At 44.7% G+C, this 17,207-nt stretch carries 21 protein-coding genes, 2 tRNA genes and 1 pseudogene; 6 read left to right on the top strand and 18 right to left on the bottom strand.

What is annotated here, in order from left to right:
- Positions 1-118 precede the first annotated feature (118 nt).
- The 4 genes from H3L97_RS11800 (at position 119) to H3L97_RS11785 (ending at position 3,505) form a co-directional block, all read left to right on the top strand.
- Complete coding sequence (locus H3L97_RS11800; protein WP_097114078.1) at positions 119-967, top strand: SPFH domain-containing protein; 849 nt, start codon at positions 119-121, stop codon at positions 965-967.
- Between the two features lie 234 nt (positions 968-1,201).
- Positions 1,202-1,891, top strand: coding sequence for a tRNA (adenosine(37)-N6)-threonylcarbamoyltransferase complex dimerization subunit type 1 TsaB (gene tsaB / locus H3L97_RS11795; RefSeq protein WP_097114092.1), 690 nt, complete (start codon positions 1,202-1,204; stop codon positions 1,889-1,891).
- Positions 1,892-1,975: 84 nt separating this feature from the next.
- Positions 1,976-2,716: a DUF6585 family protein gene (locus H3L97_RS11790; RefSeq protein ID WP_097114079.1), complete on the top strand. Its 741-nt coding sequence runs from the start codon at positions 1,976-1,978 to the stop codon at positions 2,714-2,716.
- Between the two features lie 504 nt (positions 2,717-3,220).
- The gene (locus tag H3L97_RS11785) at positions 3,221-3,505 is read left to right on the top strand and encodes a hypothetical protein (protein WP_097114080.1); all 285 of its coding nucleotides are present in this window, start codon (positions 3,221-3,223) and stop codon (positions 3,503-3,505) included.
- Here the strand turns inward: H3L97_RS11785 and H3L97_RS11780 are convergent.
- Positions 3,506-4,353, bottom strand: a protein-coding gene (locus H3L97_RS11780; RefSeq protein ID WP_182073065.1) for an IS630 family transposase whose coding sequence is annotated in 2 segments (ribosomal slippage) — positions 3,506-4,038 and positions 4,038-4,353 — 849 coding nt in all. Because the reading frame shifts where the segments join, the coding sequence is not laid out codon by codon here.
- 44 nt (positions 4,354-4,397) lie between these two features.
- Between H3L97_RS11780 and H3L97_RS11775 the strand changes: the two genes are divergently transcribed.
- Entirely contained in the window at positions 4,398-5,192 is a 795-nt protein-coding gene (locus H3L97_RS11775) for a hypothetical protein (RefSeq protein WP_097114291.1), read from the top strand.
- Between the two features lie 99 nt (positions 5,193-5,291).
- Here H3L97_RS11775 and trhP read toward each other — a convergent pair whose 3' ends face one another.
- The 16 genes and pseudogenes from trhP to H3L97_RS11700 form a co-directional block, all read right to left on the bottom strand.
- A complete protein-coding gene (gene trhP, locus H3L97_RS11770; protein WP_034294300.1) occupies positions 5,292-6,650 on the bottom strand; it encodes a prephenate-dependent tRNA uridine(34) hydroxylase TrhP in 1,359 nt (452 codons plus the stop codon).
- A 124-nt stretch (positions 6,651-6,774) separates the two neighbouring features.
- Positions 6,775-7,239, bottom strand: coding sequence for a hypothetical protein (locus tag H3L97_RS11765; RefSeq protein WP_097114290.1), 465 nt, complete (start codon positions 7,237-7,239; stop codon positions 6,775-6,777).
- Positions 7,240-7,272: 33 nt separating this feature from the next.
- Positions 7,273-8,547 (bottom strand): lipid IV(A) 3-deoxy-D-manno-octulosonic acid transferase, encoded by a 1,275-nt coding sequence (waaA, locus tag H3L97_RS11760; RefSeq protein WP_097114296.1) that lies wholly within the window; start codon positions 8,545-8,547, stop codon positions 7,273-7,275.
- A gap of 54 nt (positions 8,548-8,601) precedes the next feature.
- A tRNA-Glu gene (locus H3L97_RS11755) sits at positions 8,602-8,676 on the bottom strand.
- 25 nt (positions 8,677-8,701) lie between these two features.
- Positions 8,702-8,778: transfer RNA gene (locus H3L97_RS11750), tRNA-Arg, on the bottom strand.
- Between the two features lie 228 nt (positions 8,779-9,006).
- A pseudogene (locus H3L97_RS11745) lies at positions 9,007-9,503 on the bottom strand (TlpA disulfide reductase family protein).
- Positions 9,500-9,895 (bottom strand): acyl-CoA thioesterase, encoded by a 396-nt coding sequence (locus H3L97_RS11740; RefSeq protein WP_097114288.1) that lies wholly within the window; start codon positions 9,893-9,895, stop codon positions 9,500-9,502. Before H3L97_RS11740 ends, H3L97_RS11745 begins: the two are co-directional and overlap by 4 nt.
- Before the next feature lie 3 nt (positions 9,896-9,898).
- The gene (locus tag H3L97_RS11735) at positions 9,899-10,261 is read right to left on the bottom strand and encodes a VacJ (RefSeq protein ID WP_097114287.1); all 363 of its coding nucleotides are present in this window, start codon (positions 10,259-10,261) and stop codon (positions 9,899-9,901) included.
- A gap of 51 nt (positions 10,262-10,312) precedes the next feature.
- Entirely contained in the window at positions 10,313-11,233 is a 921-nt protein-coding gene (locus H3L97_RS11730) for an MlaA family lipoprotein (protein WP_097114286.1), read from the bottom strand.
- Between the two features lie 37 nt (positions 11,234-11,270).
- Complete coding sequence (locus H3L97_RS11725) at positions 11,271-11,555, bottom strand: STAS domain-containing protein (protein WP_097114285.1); 285 nt, start codon at positions 11,553-11,555, stop codon at positions 11,271-11,273.
- Complete coding sequence (locus H3L97_RS11720) at positions 11,555-12,151, bottom strand: MlaC/ttg2D family ABC transporter substrate-binding protein (RefSeq protein ID WP_097114284.1); 597 nt, start codon at positions 12,149-12,151, stop codon at positions 11,555-11,557. Before H3L97_RS11720 ends, H3L97_RS11725 begins: the two co-directional genes overlap by 1 nt.
- Before the next feature lie 105 nt (positions 12,152-12,256).
- Positions 12,257-12,751: an outer membrane lipid asymmetry maintenance protein MlaD gene (gene mlaD, locus H3L97_RS11715; RefSeq protein WP_097114283.1), complete on the bottom strand. Its 495-nt coding sequence runs from the start codon at positions 12,749-12,751 to the stop codon at positions 12,257-12,259.
- Positions 12,752-12,802: 51 nt separating this feature from the next.
- Positions 12,803-13,579: a lipid asymmetry maintenance ABC transporter permease subunit MlaE gene (mlaE, locus tag H3L97_RS11710; protein ID WP_097114282.1), complete on the bottom strand. Its 777-nt coding sequence runs from the start codon at positions 13,577-13,579 to the stop codon at positions 12,803-12,805.
- A gap of 115 nt (positions 13,580-13,694) precedes the next feature.
- Positions 13,695-14,498 carry an ABC transporter ATP-binding protein gene (locus H3L97_RS11705; protein ID WP_371271261.1) on the bottom strand — a complete coding sequence of 268 codons (804 nt, stop codon included), beginning with the start codon at positions 14,496-14,498 and terminating at the stop codon, positions 13,695-13,697.
- An 84-nt stretch (positions 14,499-14,582) separates the two neighbouring features.
- On the bottom strand, positions 14,583-14,714 hold the full coding sequence (locus tag H3L97_RS12115) for a hypothetical protein (RefSeq protein WP_257010991.1): 132 nt from the start codon (positions 14,712-14,714) through the stop codon (positions 14,583-14,585).
- Positions 14,715-14,777: 63 nt separating this feature from the next.
- The gene (locus tag H3L97_RS11700) at positions 14,778-15,095 is read right to left on the bottom strand and encodes a hypothetical protein (RefSeq protein ID WP_097114280.1); all 318 of its coding nucleotides are present in this window, start codon (positions 15,093-15,095) and stop codon (positions 14,778-14,780) included.
- 98 nt (positions 15,096-15,193) lie between these two features.
- On the opposite strand from H3L97_RS11700, the gene H3L97_RS11695 reads away from it, so the two are divergent.
- Positions 15,194-15,451 (top strand): helix-turn-helix domain-containing protein, encoded by a 258-nt coding sequence (locus H3L97_RS11695; protein WP_097114279.1) that lies wholly within the window; start codon positions 15,194-15,196, stop codon positions 15,449-15,451.
- Positions 15,452-15,525: 74 nt separating this feature from the next.
- Here the strand turns inward: H3L97_RS11695 and yidC are convergent, their stop codons facing one another.
- Entirely contained in the window at positions 15,526-17,193 is a 1,668-nt protein-coding gene (gene yidC, locus H3L97_RS11690) for a membrane protein insertase YidC (protein WP_097114278.1), read from the bottom strand.
- Positions 17,194-17,207 lie beyond the last annotated feature (14 nt).

Here is a 17,207-nt window from a genome sequence, read left to right as displayed (position 1 = left end):
GTGTGGATAAGTCGTTGCGGTGTGTGCTTATCCACAAGGTTTCAGGCTGCCTGAAACAGCGTTTTCCAGCTATAATTTGATTTATTTTCAGTTGATTTGTTTGTGAAAGGATAGCACGATGAGCCAAACCCAAAGTGAAAAATACGAAATGCCCTATTTAAATGGTTTTACGATGGTCGTCATATTGATTGTTTGTGCGCTGTTTCTCGCTTTTTTTGGGCTGAAAGGCAATCCGTTGGTCATTATTTTGGGCGTACCATTTTTATACGCATTCACACGTTTTCGCACCATTCAACCCAATACGGCACTTGTGGCAACCAAATTTGGTTCATATGCGGGGATTTTGCCCCATTCTGGATTTTATTGGCTGTATCCCTTTTATAATACAACAGAAATTTCTTTAAAAACAAGAAATTATGTTACCGATACACTCAAAGTGAATGACGCATCTGGTACGCCAATTGAAATTGCCGCCGCGATTGTTTATCACATTGAAAACCCAGCCGCTGCGGTGTTGGACGTGGAAAATGTTCACCATTTCTTGCAAATTCAAAGCGAAAGCGCATTGCGGACACTGGCTACACATTACCCTTACACCAATGATGGTAGCAGCGACAGTTTGTCGGGCAATTCCGATAAAATCGTGGAGCAATTTCGTGATATGGTACAAGAGCGCGTCCAAATGGCGGGCATTGCGATTGATGAAACGCGCTTTACCCACTTGGCATACGCCCCCGAAATCGCCCAAGCCATGTTGCGCCGCCAACAAGCCGAAGCGGTGATTTTGGCACGACAAACTTTGGTTCGTGGCGCAATCAGCATGGTGGGCGGCACGGTTAAAGAATTGGAAAAACGCGGCATCGTGAACATGAGCGACAGCGAAAAAGCCAAACTCGTTACCAACATGATGACGGTGCTTTTGAGCGAAGAAAACGCCTCGCCCGTGTTGAATGTGAGTGGCGATTGAGTTTAAATATTTTTTCGCGTACAAAAAAGATGACCCGAAATTTATCCCCTCTCCCGCTTGCGGGGGAGGGTTAGGGTGGGGGTGGCTCGTTGTTGAACCGAAATATTGATTTGTTTTCACAGATTTTCCCCCACCCTAGCCCTCCCCCGCAAGCGGGAGAGGGGACAGATTGTTGGCACTCAAAATAAAACTGCTTGAACATATCTTTAATGATTGAATTGAAATAAAAAAATGATGAAAATTGATTTCACTCGCCCCATTTTGGCAATAGACACTTCCACTTCGTTTTTGTCGCTCGCGCTGCTTTCAGGCAGCCTGAAACACACTTTTCACGAAGAAGTGGGCAACGCGCAATCGCAGCAAATTTTGCCGCAGATTCAATCGCTTTTGCAAAAAGCCGAACTGCAAATTGCCGATTTGGGGGCGATTGTTTATGCCCAAGGCGCAGGCGCGTTTACAGGCTTACGCATAGGCATAGGCGTGGCGCAAGGCTTGGCAACGCCCTTTGATTTGCCCCTGATTGGCGTGCCGTGTTTGGACGCGGTGGCGTATCAAATGCCTGATTGTGAAAGCGTTTTGGCGGCAACCGATGCGCGCATGGGCGAAGTGTTTTATGCGTGGTTTGACACGAAAAATCATCGCCGTTTGAGCGATTACAGCGTGGGCAAAGCCAGCGAAATTCGGCTGCCTGAAAACACATCGCCCGACAAAGTGCGCGGTGTGGGCAATGCGTTTGCTTTGGAAAACGCGCCGCCTTTTTCAGGCAGCCCAAACATGCCCACCGCGCAGGATTATGCAATTTTGGCGCAAACAGGGCGTTATGCCGCCACAAGCGCAGCCTTTGCCGAACTGCTGTATGTGCGCGACAAAATCGCGCTGACCGCCGCCGAACAAATGGCGAAAAAACAGCAAATGGGTGTGTAAAAAATAAACTTGTTTACTTTTAAGGGGGGGGGGTAGAATAGGGTCTTTTTTGCCGTTTTGGTTTTTTTATATAGGATATTTTTGATGAATGCACCCCGACAATTCGGTCAGCACCGATTAACCACACACAAATCCAAACGCTTAATGATACTCTGGTTTGCCATTTTTGCTTTACCTGTATGGGTGTTGTTTGATTCATGGCTGGAAAACAAAAATCCGCATATGTGGTTTTTCATGTTTTTGCTGTACGCGCCTGCTTTGTATATGTTGGCGAGTTGCTTGCGTTCCCGTTTGCACATTTACGAAAATGGCTTGATTTATCAATCGCTTTTTGGCACAAAAACCCTTGCATTCAAACCGAATATGCAGATGTACATCACGCGCGTTCAAGAAAGAATGTATGGCGTGAACACCGCGCGACACGTTGCCGTGCGATTGGTGCAAAAAGATGAAGACATCAAAATTCCGTCTTCATTTTTGAATATGGAAGAAGTGATTGAAATTTTGCTGGATTATCAAGCCAATACCATGTTGCCCGCCATGACCCAAGCGTTTAATGAAGGCAAAACCTTGAATTTTGGCGCGATTAAATTGAACAACCGCATGATTAGCGTGAAAGACAAAAAATTCCCGTTTGACCAATTAAGCGATATTGAAGTGGAACGCGGCATATTGCGTTTTTACACGCACAACAATTCGGGCGGTTTGCTGCAAAAAGGCGCGGCGTATGTGGAATTGAGTAAAGTTGCCAATTTTGATGTGTTGAATCATTTGTTAAGCCATTCCGATGCGCTGGATAGTGAAGATGATGTGAAGATGTATTGAGTTTTCAGGCTGCCTTTTATGACCCTACAAATTTTTGCTTGCCACCCACCTGTCCCCTCTCCTTTGGGAGAGGGTTGGGGAGAGGGAAAAGCAGACACTGTGCCACGATTCTCTCCTCTCCTCAGCCCTCTCCCACAGGGAGAGGGAGTAGCTGGTGTATTTCAACGATTGTGGGCGATATTTTATTTTTGTAGGGTAGTGAAAGGCAGCCTGAAATTCAAATGGCATTTTTAACAGGCGACCAATCATCATAATCATCAAATGGTGTCCATAAATCAAACTGTTTTAAAAAGCCCCAAGGTTTTGGATAGCAAGCGTAGGGTGGGTGCTTGCACCCACACAATTTCAAGATGCCAAATCATTAAGCCATTATTTTCAGGCTGCCTGAAAGGAAGTTTCAATGAAAAACAATAAGTAATAGAATGCGTGGGTGCAAGCACCCACCCTACCTTGCTGAAATATCATAAAAATGAGTTAATTCCATTTAATTTAGGAGCTTAAAACATGAACTCAACCAACAACCAACAACCAACAAATGATAATTTAAAACTTGCTGATTACTATCTAGGCTTTTTAAGAAATTTAACCCCTACTACCATTTTTGCAATCTTTGGAATCTCTTTATTTAAACAAAACCACACTTGTATTGGTATAATATTACTGATTATATCTATACTAATTTTGTTAGTAAATATATATGAATTCACTGGTAAATTAGATAAATCAGAACAAGAATCACCAAAAATCATTAAAAATCCCATAGCAATACCAATTAGTATAATAATATAGTCAGTTAAAATAAGAATAGGACACTAACGTATCAGTAAAATGCCTTCCACTAGGTAAAATGGCTCGCATATATCTCTTGATGTTTGCCCATGTCCGTTCTATGGGATTAAGCTCTGGTGAATAAGGTGCAAGCGGCAAGATTTTATGCCCCCATTTGTGCGCCATTTCACGCAAAATACCCATACGATGAAATCGTGCATTATCCAAAATAATGACAGATTTTTTATTTAAAATAGGCAATAAACATTGCTCAAACCATGTTTCAAAAAAAGCACTGGTCATTGTGTTTTGATAAATCATAGGGGCAATCAGTTTGTTGCCGACTTGTGCGGCAACAAGCGATAAGCGTTGGTACTTTTTACCACTGATTTGGGCTTTGATGACCTGCCCCTTTGGGCTACGCGCATAAGGACGAAATAAGTAAGTATCAAATCCCGTTTCATCCAAATAAACACGCTGATAGTCAAAAAATTCAGCCAGTTGATTTAAATAATCTTTTACTTTATTTGGGTCTTGTTCTTTGTATGTGGTGGTCTTTTTTTACGCGTGATACCCATTCTTTTGAGTGCATAAAAAATGGCTGATTTTGAACAATTAAAATGTTCAGCTATTTCATGCAAATAAGCATCAGGGTGTTGTTGTATATGTTCAGCCAATTTTTGGCTGTTCAATTTATTGGCATTTTGCCCCTTTACTTGATGATTTAAGCTGCCTGTTTGCGCTTTCAAGCGTATCCATAGGTAAAGCGTATTTCTGGATATTTGGTAAGCTTGGGCGACTTTACTGATATTTTTGCATTGTTCATAATAGCTTAATGCTTTATTTCGCAGTTCTGTTGAATGTGCCATTTTTTAATCCTAAAAATTAGGGTATTGTACTATTTTATTTTGAATTGACTATAATACCTTTATTTTTATTTTTTGGTCTATATGAATTTATAACCAAACAATTTTTAGCAACACCACAAGCTACACCAAACTTGCAGCAGAATAGTTTTATTTATGTGCAAGAAACAACCGTTATTACCATTTTATCTGTAATAATACTATCTTTACTTTTTTGTACTCATTATAAAAAAACAAAATGCAGCATATATGAAAGACTTAACTCACTTATCAATAAAGGTATCAACATCATTCTATTACTAATTATTTTAATGGCAGCAACAGTACTATTCACATTTCTTCTAAACACGATACTAGATTTATATAAATCACTACTCATAAACGTAACAAATTACCCCATAACAGCAATTACACTATTACTAATATTATTATTGTTAGCGATTGTATTTAAATTTACATCTAAGTTATTACTTTTGTTAGTATTATTAATTTCGATACCAATTGCATTAACATTAAAATTACACCTAAATCCAAAATTCAACTTTACCTATGAACCACAACCCACAATAATACAACAACCCATATACCCCAACTATTCTTGTACTATTCCTGCACATACATTAATGGAATTTGAAACTAGTTTAATAAGTAAATTGCGTCAAGAGATAGAAAATATAATGCCTATTGATGAAAAATTATTACAACGACCAGACCAAGTCCAAAAACTAGAACGATACTATTCTCTCAATCTTACACACCAAACAAATATCGAGACTGATATAAAAATTACCTGCACCCCACAAATGAATGAACAAAAAGAAAAGCTCAATCATCAACCATAAAAATTTTATACGCACCTGATGATTTAAAATACTAAATCATCAGGTGCGTATCTTTAATTTAGCAAGTGTAGAGTGCGCCATGCACACCTACACTTGGCTTTACCCATTCTGAATCACACGCGCCACCAAAGCCTTATCGCGTCCGTGCATATTCGGGATTTGCACCTGAATGCCATTGCCAGCCGCCACATCGGTTTCCACGCCTTTGCGTTTCATTTTGTCCAACACAATTAATTGGTTGCCACTTGGGTGGATAATCTCCAAAGTATCGCCCACCGAAAATTTGTTTTTCACATCAATGGTTGCCCAGCCTTCTGCGTCAATCTCGGTAATTTGTCCAACAAACTGGCTTTGTTTGGCAATGGAGTGTCCATACAAATAATTTTGGTATTCCTGCGTTTGGTGGCGTTCCAAAAAGCCCGATGTGTAACCGCGATTTGCCAAGCCTTCCAATTCGGCTAACAGGCTGTAATCAAATGGTTTTCCTGCCACCGCGTCATCAATCGCTTTGCGATAAGCCTGCGCCACACGCGCCACATAGTAAACCGACTTGGTGCGCCCTTCCACTTTCAGGCTGTCCACGCCAATTTCAGCCAGCTTTGCCACTTGTTCAATCGCGCGTAAGTCTTTGGAATTCATAATATAAGTGCCGTGCTCATCTTCCATAATCGGCATGAGTTCGTTGGGGCGATTGGCTTCTTCAATCAAGAAAACTTTATCGGCATAGGGGTGGCGTTTTTGACCGTTAATGCCTTCAAAAGCGGCATTGGCATCTTCTTGCGCTTGATGAAAGTTGAATCCTTTCAACAATTTGGCATCGCCCATCTCGTCCGTTTCCGTGTCGTGGACTTTGTAATCCCAACGGCAAGAATTGGTGCAAGTGCCTTGATTGGGGTCGCGGTGATTGAAATAACCCGATAATAAACAACGACCTGAATAAGCAATGCACAACGCACCATGCACAAACACTTCCAATTCAATATCGGGGCATTGCTGGCGGATTTCGGCAATTTCTTCCAAACTCAATTCGCGCGACAAAATAATGCGTTCCACGCCGATGTTTTGCCAAAATTTCACGCCCCAATAATTGGTGGTGTTGGCTTGCACGGAAAGATGAATGGGCATTTCGGGATAATGTTCGCGCATCATCATGATTAAGCCTGCGTCTGCCATAATCATGGCATCGGGTTTCATGGCAACCAGTGGCGCGATGTCGTTCATAAACGTTTTCAGTTTGGAATTGTGCGGAATGGTGTTCACGGTTAGGAAAAACTTTTTGCCACGCGCATGGGCTTCGCTGATGCCTTGTTGTAAAACGTCCAGTTTGGCAAATTCATTGTTACGCGCGCGCAAAGAATAGCGTGGCGAACCTGCGTAAACCGCGTCTGCGCCAAAATCGTAGGCAGCGCGCATGCGTTCCAAGCCGCCTGCGGGGAGAAGTAATTCGGGGGATTTCATGTGTGTGTTCTTTCGTAAAATGGTTTTCAGGCAGCCTGAAAGTCCTTGCGGACGGCAATACAGGCTGCCTGAACAGATATTAAAGGCTTGTCAATTATAATTTTTTTTTGATTTTGGGTCAATTTTAGCCGTTTTGTTCTTTTAAGCAAGCGGCTAAATTTTTTGCAAAATTGCTGACTTCGCCATCGGCATAATTGAACACATTGCCGACCGCACATTTTCTTTGTTGATTGCAAGTTACTTCATAATCAACGGTTTCCTTCGTTTTATATTGTATGAATTGCGCACGGATTTTGCCATTTTGCAAAGCCGAAACCTGTACTTTCACTTTGGTTTGCGGGTCTTGACTGTTCCACATGGGGCTAAATTCAATACACGGATAAGCCTCTTCTTGCTCCATCACTTTCAAATTGCGCTGATACAATTTTTTCAAATCTTTATCCGCATAATCCATAATCACATCATCATCTTGCTTGCGCCCATCGTCATACATTTTTTGAATGAGTTGAATTTTTTGCTTTGTGAAATCCTGTGCATAAGCAGGGTTGATTAAGGCAAAACCCACAGCCAAAGCCAATAATTTTTTCATGATGATTGCTCCAAGTGAATGATAAATCGGCACTTAATTGTCGTGCATTTTGATGGATTTGGCAATCTCATTCACAATCCGCTCGCTCGCACCTTGGTGTTGTGCGACAAAATGTCGGCTATTTGCCGCGATTGGCGCGTAAAGTTCAGGATTTTGCAGCCATTGTTGGGCAATTTCGCACAATGAGTGCGCGGAATGAATTTGCATAGCCGCCTTTGCCGCCAAAGCCCCATTGCAGGCAGCCTGAAAATTGAACACCGAATCGCCAAACAACACAGGTTTACCGCAGCTTATCGGCTCAATGATGTTTTGGCAACCCGTTGGCACCAAGCTCCCGCCCACAAACACCACATCAACCGATTGATAATACGCAAACATTTCGCCCATGCTGTCGCCAATCACGATTTGCGTTTCAGGCAGGATAGGGCGGTTTTCGCTGCGTTTTTGCACACGAAAACCCAAATTTTGCGCCATTTCAAAATTGGCATGAAAACGCTCGGGGTGGCGTGGCACAATTATCAATAATTCATTGTTTAAATGAAGTTTTTTCCATTGCTGTAAAATCAATTCGGCTTCGTCCACGTCATTTTTTTCGCGCGTGCTTGCCGCTAAAAACACAGGGCGATTGCCCCATAATTGGCGCAATGCTTTTGATGATTCAATGGATTGTGGATTGGGAGCAATATCGTATTTGCTGTTGCCCACCACCTGAATGCGCGGTGTGCCAATTTGTGCCAAGCGCGTTGCATCGTCTGGCGTTTGCGCGAAACAAGCAGATAAAGTTTGCATGGCAGGCTGAATAAGTGATTGAATTTTCAAATATCCTGCCAACGATTTTTCCGAAAGCCGCGCATTTGCCAAAAACAAAGGCACATTTTCTTCATGGCAAACGTGCATGAGATTGGCCCAAATTTCCGTTTCCATCAAAATGCCAAAAATGGGGCGATGTTCACGGATAAATTGCTGAACCCATTCGCGTTTATCATAAGGCAAATAGCGGCATTGTGCATGGGGAAACAGGGTTTGTGCGGTGGCGTGACCTGTTGGGGTCATTTGGGTAAGCAAAATGGGATTATTGGGAAAATGCTTTTGTAACAACGCGATAATGGGTTGTGCAGCGCGTGTTTCGCCCACCGAAACGGCATGAATCCAAATCGGATTTTGCACAGGATTGGGGTGGGGCTTGCCAAAGCGCTCGTGCCAATGCAAGAGATAATCGGGATTTTTGCGCGCGCGTTTTTTCAGATAATGCTTGATGATGGGCGGCGCGATTTGCCACAACAAAGCATACATAACACGAAACGGCATCATTTTCCCCGAATGTGAAAAAACCTGTTTCTTGCGAAACAGGTTTCTGAATATTGGCACGCCCACGGGGAATCGAACCCCGGTTACCGCCGTGAAAGGGCGATGTCCTAACCGCTAGACGATGGGCGCGTCTTAAAAACTTGATTGGCTTGACTGGCGCACCCGGAGCGATTCGAACGCCCGACCCTTTGGTTCGTAGCCAAATACTCTATCCAACTGAGCTACGGGTGCTTTGTTTTGTCTCGCTGACTGCGTTGCAATCAAGAAAGACTGTATTATAGGGGCATGATGTTTTTCTGTCAAACTTTGTTTGTGTTTATTTTGCTTTAATTTGCAAACTTTTTGTTTTTAAATGAAATAAAGTTTTTAAAATGCGTTCAGGCTGCTTTGCGCGACACGAAAAATGAAGGTTTTTGCCTTCGGCGACTTATTTTGTCGTGTCCCACAAGGCAGCTTGTTTTATTTGGTCAATTCTTGATTCACTTCTTGATACAATTCTTGAAAATTCGGTTCGCCCACAAAGGTTTTCAGCACTTCGCCGCGTTTGTTGATGAGTACGCTGGTTGGGTAAACTTCGGTTTTGACAAATTGCGACACGATTTGTTTGTTGCCGTCAAACACCACATCAAAGGGCAGTTGGCGCGTTTGGGCGTAGTTTTGGACGCTTTCAATCGGGTCAATCGGCACGGCAATGCCGATGATTTGGAAATCTTTGCCTTGATAATCGTGCGCCATTTTGATGAGTTTGGGCATTTCACTCACGCAACCTGGGCAAGACGGAAACCAAAAATTGATGAGCGTAACTTTGTTTTCAAGATTTTGATTGTTCAGGGTTTTGTTGTTCAGTGTGCTGCCTGAAAAGGGGGGGCTTTGGCATAAGATGAGCTGGGATTGAGAATGAACACCAATGCGCCAATCAAAAGCGCAATAAAAACAAGGATAAAAGGTTTTTTCATTTTGAAACAAGATTTTGGAGTGTGTGTAATAAATTTTCAGGCAGCCGCGCAATTTTGCCCTGTTGGGTGGGCATGAGCGTGATTTGTGCTTGCACCAATAAATTGGGGCTGTCTGAAAGATAAATATTTTGTAACATCAATAATTTGCGCGATTGAACACTGTGTAATTGGCTGTCAATTTGCAAGATTTGGTCGCGCGTGGCAGCTTGGCGATAGGCAATGTCAATGTGTGAGACGACAATTTGTGCTTGGCGCATGGCATCGCCCAAACCGTGCTGCCTGAAAAAATGCCAACGCGCTTCTTCCAAAAATTCCAAATAGCGGGCATTGTTCACATGACCGTAGCCGTCTAAATGGTAATTGTGGACGTAAATGTGATGTGGTGCGCTCATGGTTTAATTCAGGCTAATGGCTTGAAAAGATTCGCGTTCCAGCGCATTGCTGCTCAAATCGGCAAGCACGCTTGATGTTACCACATCAAACCATTCGCCAAAAATATCAATGTGTAAATCGGGCCATTGGCTTTCATCTTCGCACCAATCGGCAAGTTCGGCGGCGAAAATTTCTTCAACGCGGCTTTCCACTTCTTGCCACACTTCGTCTGTGTTTTGGCAGGCGGGAATGAGATAGGAATTGGCATCTTGTTGCAAATCTGCCAAACTCAAATCTGCCAAATCGCCATCGGCAACTTCATTGAGCCAATGCCAAAAGGGTTCGCGTGGCACAACCACAATAACGCTGCGATTGACTTCATACATAATTGATTTCCTTTGAATAAATGTTGTTTCAGGCAGCCTGAAAAGGGGGTTTTAATAAAATGCGGTGTTGTTTTGCGCCTGATTTTGCCACAAATTGATGTATTCTTGGGTGGCTTGTTGCGCTTCGGTGCTGATGGGCAGGGGGGCGATGTCCATATTCAGTTGCAAAACGGGGTCGTTTTCAGGCTGGGTGTTGGGTTTGGGGGGCGATGTGTTTTCGGGTTGCTGCTGTTGTTGTGTGGCTTGTTCGTCTGTTTCGTTGAACAAATCGTCAATGTTTTCTTCGGCTTGGGCTTGGGTGTTGCCCACTTGTTTGTTGCGGTATGCCAGATAAATATCGCGCGTGTAGGCGTATTTGTCCAAGGCGGCATCGTTGATGCTGTCGGTGGCATCGAGCAAATTGGCGCGGGTATCTACGGCGTTGAGGGCGGAAACGGAATAACGTGCGGCGGTATCGTGAATGATGAATTTATTGGGCGAGGCAACTGTGGTAATGGTGCTGCCCAAGCTGTCGCGCACGGTGGAAGGGCCTGTGAATGGATAGACAAAATAATGGCTGTTTTTCCAGCCCCAAGTGGCAAAGGTGTCGCCCAAATGGTTTTTGTTGTCGGGCATGCCTGCTGCGTCTGCCCAGTTGATTAAGCCGCCCAAGCCAAATGTGCTGTTGAGCGACACGCGCATGAAATCGGTGCCTGCTTTTTCCAAATCGCCACGCAACATATTGCTGCCAAAGCTGACCACATCGCGCAAATTGTTCATGAAATTGCGGGTGGCGGTGCGCACGGGTTGGGGCGTGATTTTGCGATAAGTTCGCGCCACAGGTTGAAAAACGTGGCGGTCTGCTTTGTCGTTAAAACGATACATGGCGCGGTTGTATCGTTCGTAGGGGTCGTGCGGATTGCGTTCGGCAAGAGCAGGGTTGACCAAGCCAATGGCGGCAAGTGCCAAAATGATTTGGGTGTGGCGTTTCATACACAAAACCAATTTAAATTAACGTAACAACAAGAGTTTAATGGATATTGAGCCAATTTTCAATTTCATACAACTTTGCCAACGCCATCACGCTTTCAGGCAGCCCAATCATTTTCAGGCTGCCTGAATCGCGTTGGCGCAAAGCCGCCAGCAACAGCGCAATGCAAGCCGAATCAGCGCGAACCACGCCGCTCAAATCAATACATTGAATGTGCGATTGCTGGCATTGTTGTACAAAATGTTGGTGTTTGCTGGCAGTAAGGGTTTGCACGGTTACTGCGCCTTTGATTTGCAAAGTGTCATTTTGTACGCAAATTTGCATTATTTTTTACCGCCATTTTTGGATTTCAATTCGGTAATCAAGCCGTCAATGCCTTTGGTTTTAACGGTTTCGTTAAATTGTTGGCGATACACGGTTACCAAGCTTGCGCCTTCTACGGCAACATTGTAAACGCGGTATTTGTTGCCATCTTTGCGGGTGGTGAAGTCCACGTTGACGGGTTTGCCATCGGCGGTGCCAACCGATGCTTTAACCAATACATCGCCATTGGCTTTGTCGATGGTTTTGTCGTCCACTTTCACATTGGCGTTGCGGAATTTTGCCATGCTGCCTGTGTAGGAAGAGCGAATCAGCACTTTGAAGCCTTCTACCAACTCTTTTTTCTGGGCAGGGCTGGCTTGACGCCAAGGCTGACCCACTGCCAAGGCGGTCATGCGGTCAAAATCAAAATAGGGCGTGATGTAGTTTTCGGCTTCGCGGCGGATTTGTGCGTCATTGCTGCCGTTTGCTTTGTTCAAAATTTTCAAAATTTGGGTGGCGTTTTCGCGCACTTGGCTCACGGCGGCGGGGTCGGCAAAAGCCATGCTGATGCTCATCACGCCCATGCTGATTGCAGAGATGAATGCGGATTTTTTCATGATGTGTTTCCTTATGAAAGTTGGTGAACCTTGTTGGTGTGTATGCAGGTTCTGGGGGTTGTGAAAAATGTGTTTTTCTTGTTCAGGTTGGCTGAAAGCTTTGATTTATTCGGTTTTTTCTTCTGTGGCGGTTTTGTTGTCTTTGCTGCCTGTGAAATTGGTCATGAATTTGCCAATCAGGTTTTCCAACACCATTGCCGAGCTGGTAATGGTAATGGTGCCGCCTGCTGCCAAATCATCGGGGTCGCCGCCCTGTTGCAAGCCGATGTATTGTTCGCCCAACAAACCCGAAGTCAAAATGGACGCACTCACATCGTTGCTGAATGTGTATTGTTGGTTGATGTTTAAAGCCACCCGAGCTTGATAGGTTTTGGGGTCTAGCTCAATGCTGGCAACGCGCCCCACCAACACGCCCGACACGCGCACAGGCGCATTGGGTTTCAAACCGCCAATGTCGCTAAAATCGGCATAAACCGTGTAGCTGGGCGTGCTGCCTGAAAAATCCTTGCCGCCTGCCACTTGAAACGCCAACACGCCCAAAGCACCCAAGCCCAACAGCACAAACAAGCCAACCCAAAATTCCAAAATGCTTTTTTTCATAAAATTGTTCACTTAAAAAGTTTAAATTCAACCGTTTCAGGCAGCCTGAAATCAATTCACAAACATAAATGCCGTCAAAATAAAATCCAAAGCCAACACCGTTAAAGCCGATGACACCACCGTGCGCGTGCTGGCGCGTAAAATCCCTTCGGCAGTAGGCACGCAATGAAAGCCCTGATACACCGCAATCAACGCCACCGCCATACCAAAACACAGCGATTTAATTAAGCCATTTGCCACATCATACGACCAAGTCATATTATTTTGCATGTGCGACCAATACACGCCCGCGTCCAAGCCCAGCCATTCCACGCCCACCAAATAGCCGCCATAAATGCCCGCCACATTAAAAATGTTTGCCAACAAAGGCATAGACAGCACCCCAGCCCAAAATCGCGGCGCAACCACACGCGCAACAGGGTTTACCGCCATCACATTCATCGCTTCAAGTTGTTCGGTGGTTTTCATCAAACCGATTTCGCTGGTCATTGCGCCGCCTGCGCTGCTGGCAAACAAAATCGCCGCCAACACAGGACCCAGCTCACGCAACAGCGATGCCGCCACCATAAAGCCCAACACATCAGCCGATTTGAATTTCGCCAACTGCGTGTAGCCCTGCAAACCCAATACCATGCCCACAAACAAACCCGACACCGCAATAATCAACACCGACAACACGCCCGAAAAATACATTTGGCGCAAAGTCAAACGAGGGCGCAACAGCGTTTGCGGCAAAAGGCAGCATATTTTGATGAGAAACAAAACGTTCGCGCCCAAAGTTTGAATAAAAGCCAGCGTTTTCGCGCCAATATTTTGGATAAAATTCATCATTTAAATCCGTTTTTCGTCTTTCAGGCAGCCTGAAAAATCGTTTCAACATGACAATTTAGAACGCGCGTCTTGCCGCGCACCACGCTTTCAGGCAGCCTGAAAGCCACCATTTTCATTTTTTGCCCAACAAATCTTCCTGCAAACTCGTTTGCGCTGGAAAACGGAACGCCACAGGGCCATTTGGCAAACCATTGATGAATTGCTTAATCCATTCCGAATCCGATTGCGCCATTTCTTGTGGGCTGCCTGAAAACAGAATTTCGCCATGCGCCAAAAAAATAATCTGGTCCACCAGTTGCAGCGAATGCCCCACATCATGCGTAACCATAATGCTGGTGGAGCGCAAGGCTTTATTGACACGATGAATCAAATGGGCAATCACGCCCAAAGAAATCGGGTCAAGCCCCGTAAACGGCTCATCATACAACATCAATTCAGGGTCAAGCGCAATCGTCCGTGCCAAAGCCACGCGCCGCGCCATGCCACCCGACAATTCCGAAGGCATCAAATGTTCAATGCCACGCAAACCCACCGCGTGCAATTTCAGTTTAACCAAATCATGAATCACGCTTTCGGGCAGTTGCGTCAATTCGCGCATGGGAAAGGCGATGTTGTCCAGCACGCTCAAATCGGTAAACAACGCGCCATGCTGAAACAACACGCCCATACTGCGGCGGTGTTCGGTCAATTCGGCGGCAGAAAAACTTGCCAAATCGCGTCCCTTAATCAACACGCTGCCCGATGTGGGTTGAATTTGCCCCGTAATCAAGCGCAACAGCGTGGTTTTGCCACTGCCCGAACCGCCCATGATTGCCGCAAAGCGTCCTGCCTCAATGGTGAAATTGACATCGTGCAAAATGGGGCGGTCGGCATAAGCAAAACCGACATGGCGGCATTCAATAAAAGGCGTGTTCATAAGTGAAAATGATGGCGGCGTAAAAATGGGCTTATCATAATTGTTCATTCATTATTTAAGCAAGATGCGTAAACGTGATTTAACCTAGCCTTGCATTTGGGTAACAAGAGTGTTGTTTTTTAGAACGGGTCGTGCGATGGTGTGCCAATCGGTAATGGCTTGTGATTCGGGATTAAGTGTTTGTTTAATCAATAATATTGTTGAAAATATTGCCATGATTTTGGCATGGATTGCGGAAAATAAAGCTGCCTGAAAACGCATTTCAGGCAGCTTTTGTGATTATGGTTTTTGTGGTGCAGATGCTTGTTGTTGCATCATAGGTGGTTTGGGTAGCGGTTGTGGGGTTTCACTTGCAGGCAAGCTGTATTGTTCGGGATATGTTGGATTGTGAAGAGAGATATTATGGAGTTGGGCAATTTTTTGTAAATCCTCCATTTTATCAATTTCTTGGCTCATATTTTTCATATGGTCTTCCATTTTATCAATTTCATGAACGCCTACTGCGCCAAAAGTTAGACCAATCAGCATGGTAATTGCCGCCATTAAACTGGCGGTGGCTTTGAAAAGTTCTGTTAGTTCGTTGAGTTTAATCATCATAATGAAACCTATTTGAAAAGATTGAGATAAAATTTGCCAATACGTGAAGCAAACTCCGTAGATGTAAATATATCATATCTACAAAATGGCGGTCAATCATGTCTGCACCGCTTAAATCTCCCACTACGCTACCCAGTTCCGATGATTTACGTGCCATTTTGGCTTACAATATCAAGGTTTTACGCATTCAAAAAGGCTGGTCGCAAGAATATCTTGCCAATGAATGTGAATTAGACCGAACCTATATTTCTGCGGTAGAACGTTGCAAATGGAATGTTTCCCTTTCAACGATTGAAACACTTGCGCGGGTTTTGAATGTATCCGCGTGGCAATTACTCAAAGCACCTGAAAAATAATCAATGATTGCAGTTGCATGAAAAAAAGCTGCCTGAAAACGCATTTCAGGCAGCTTTTGTTTGGTTTGAAACCCTTATTTTTTGTTTTTCGGTTCTTTATCCAAAATTTCCACTTTGGGTTGTTGTGCGGTTTGCGCCGATTGCTTGTTGATGTACCACTGTTGGGCAATGGTCAGCAAGTTGTTCACCACATAATACAACACCAAACCCGATGGGAAGAAGAAGAACATAATGGAGAACATCAAAGGCATGATTTTCATCATTTGTGCTTGCATGGGGTCGCTGGGCGGTGGGTTTAGCGTGGTTTGGAACCACATGGTTGCCGCCATCAAAATCGGCAAAATGAAAATCGGGTCGGGGCGCGACAAATCGGTAATCCAGCCCAACCATGGGGCTTGGCGCAATTCCACCGACAGGAAAATCATCCAATACAAACCAATGAAAATCGGCATTTGCAACAGCATGGGCAAACAGCCACCCAAGGGATTGATTTTTTCATCTTGATACAATTTCATCATGGCTTGTTGCATGCCCATGCGGTCTTCGCCATATTTTTTCTTGATGGCTTCCATTTTGGGGGCAACGGTACGCATTTTTGCCATGGATTTGTAGGCTTTATCGTTGAGCGGATACAGCACGGCTTTCACGATAATGGTCAGCAACACAATCGCCCAACCCCAGTTGCCCACAAAATTGTGTATCAAATTCAATAACCAAAACAAGGGCGCGGCAAAAATGTGTACGCGACCGTAGTCTTTGCTCAAAGCCAAATCGGGTGCAATGCTGTTGAGGACTTTGGTGATTTGTGGACCTGCGTACAAATTGGCGGCAAAGCTGTGTTGGCTGCCTGCGGCAATGTCGGTGGTGGCGATGTTGATGCCTGCGCCATACAAATTGTCGGCACGGCGTTTGACATCAACGGTACAGCCGTTGGTGCAAATATTGCTTTGTGCGTCATGGGTTTGCATGAGCCATGTGGTCATGAAATAGTGTTGAATCATGCCCACATAGCCGCCTGTGGCTTTGCGTTGGTATTCGGCGGTGTCTTTGCCTTTTTTGAAATCATCGTCCAAATCGCCAAATGCCACTTTTTGAAATTCGTCCGCATCGGGGGTGTACACCACGGGTCCTGTGTAGCTGTGCATGAACCAACCTTGACCTGCTGGTGTGTGGTTGTCGCGAACCACATTGTAGTGCGTACCCAATTTCACGGCTTGACCGCTTGCGTTTTGCACGTCAAAGCGGACGTTGAACAAATAGCTGCCTTTGGTAAAGGTGTAAATTTTGTCAATTTTCAAGCCATTGTGTTCGGCAGAAAGGCGCACTTCCAGTTTGTCGCCATTGAGTGTGTGGTTTTTTTCGGCTGCCTGAAACGAGACGTTTTGCAAAATGTTGTTGCCATTGGCATCAACCAAATTGGATTGGGCGATGTAGGTGTGTTCGGGCGAAGTTTGCAACAAAACAAATTCTTTGGATTCGTCTTCGGTGGCGTTGTATTGCAGCAGGGTTAATTCGCGCAAATCGCCACTTTTTTCGTCAATAATGGCTTTGACGGTGTCGGTGGTAACGGTAATGGGCGAAGTGCTGTTCAGGCTGCCTGAAACCTGTGCGCTGGTGGGTGCGGTTTGGGTGGCGGCAGGCGTGTTTTGTGCTTGCGGTTTGGGGGTGGGAAACAGGCTTTCCCAGCCAATCAAAATGAGCAGCGACAGCGAACACGCTATCATCATTCGTTTGAAATCCATAGGTTTGATTTCCT

The organism is Alysiella filiformis (assembly GCF_014054525.1).
In the GTDB taxonomy this organism is placed as follows: Bacteria; Pseudomonadota; Gammaproteobacteria; order Burkholderiales; family Neisseriaceae; genus Simonsiella; species Simonsiella filiformis.
The sequence above is the reverse complement of the archived record's forward strand: the minus strand, read 5'-3'. Positions and strand labels throughout refer to the sequence as shown.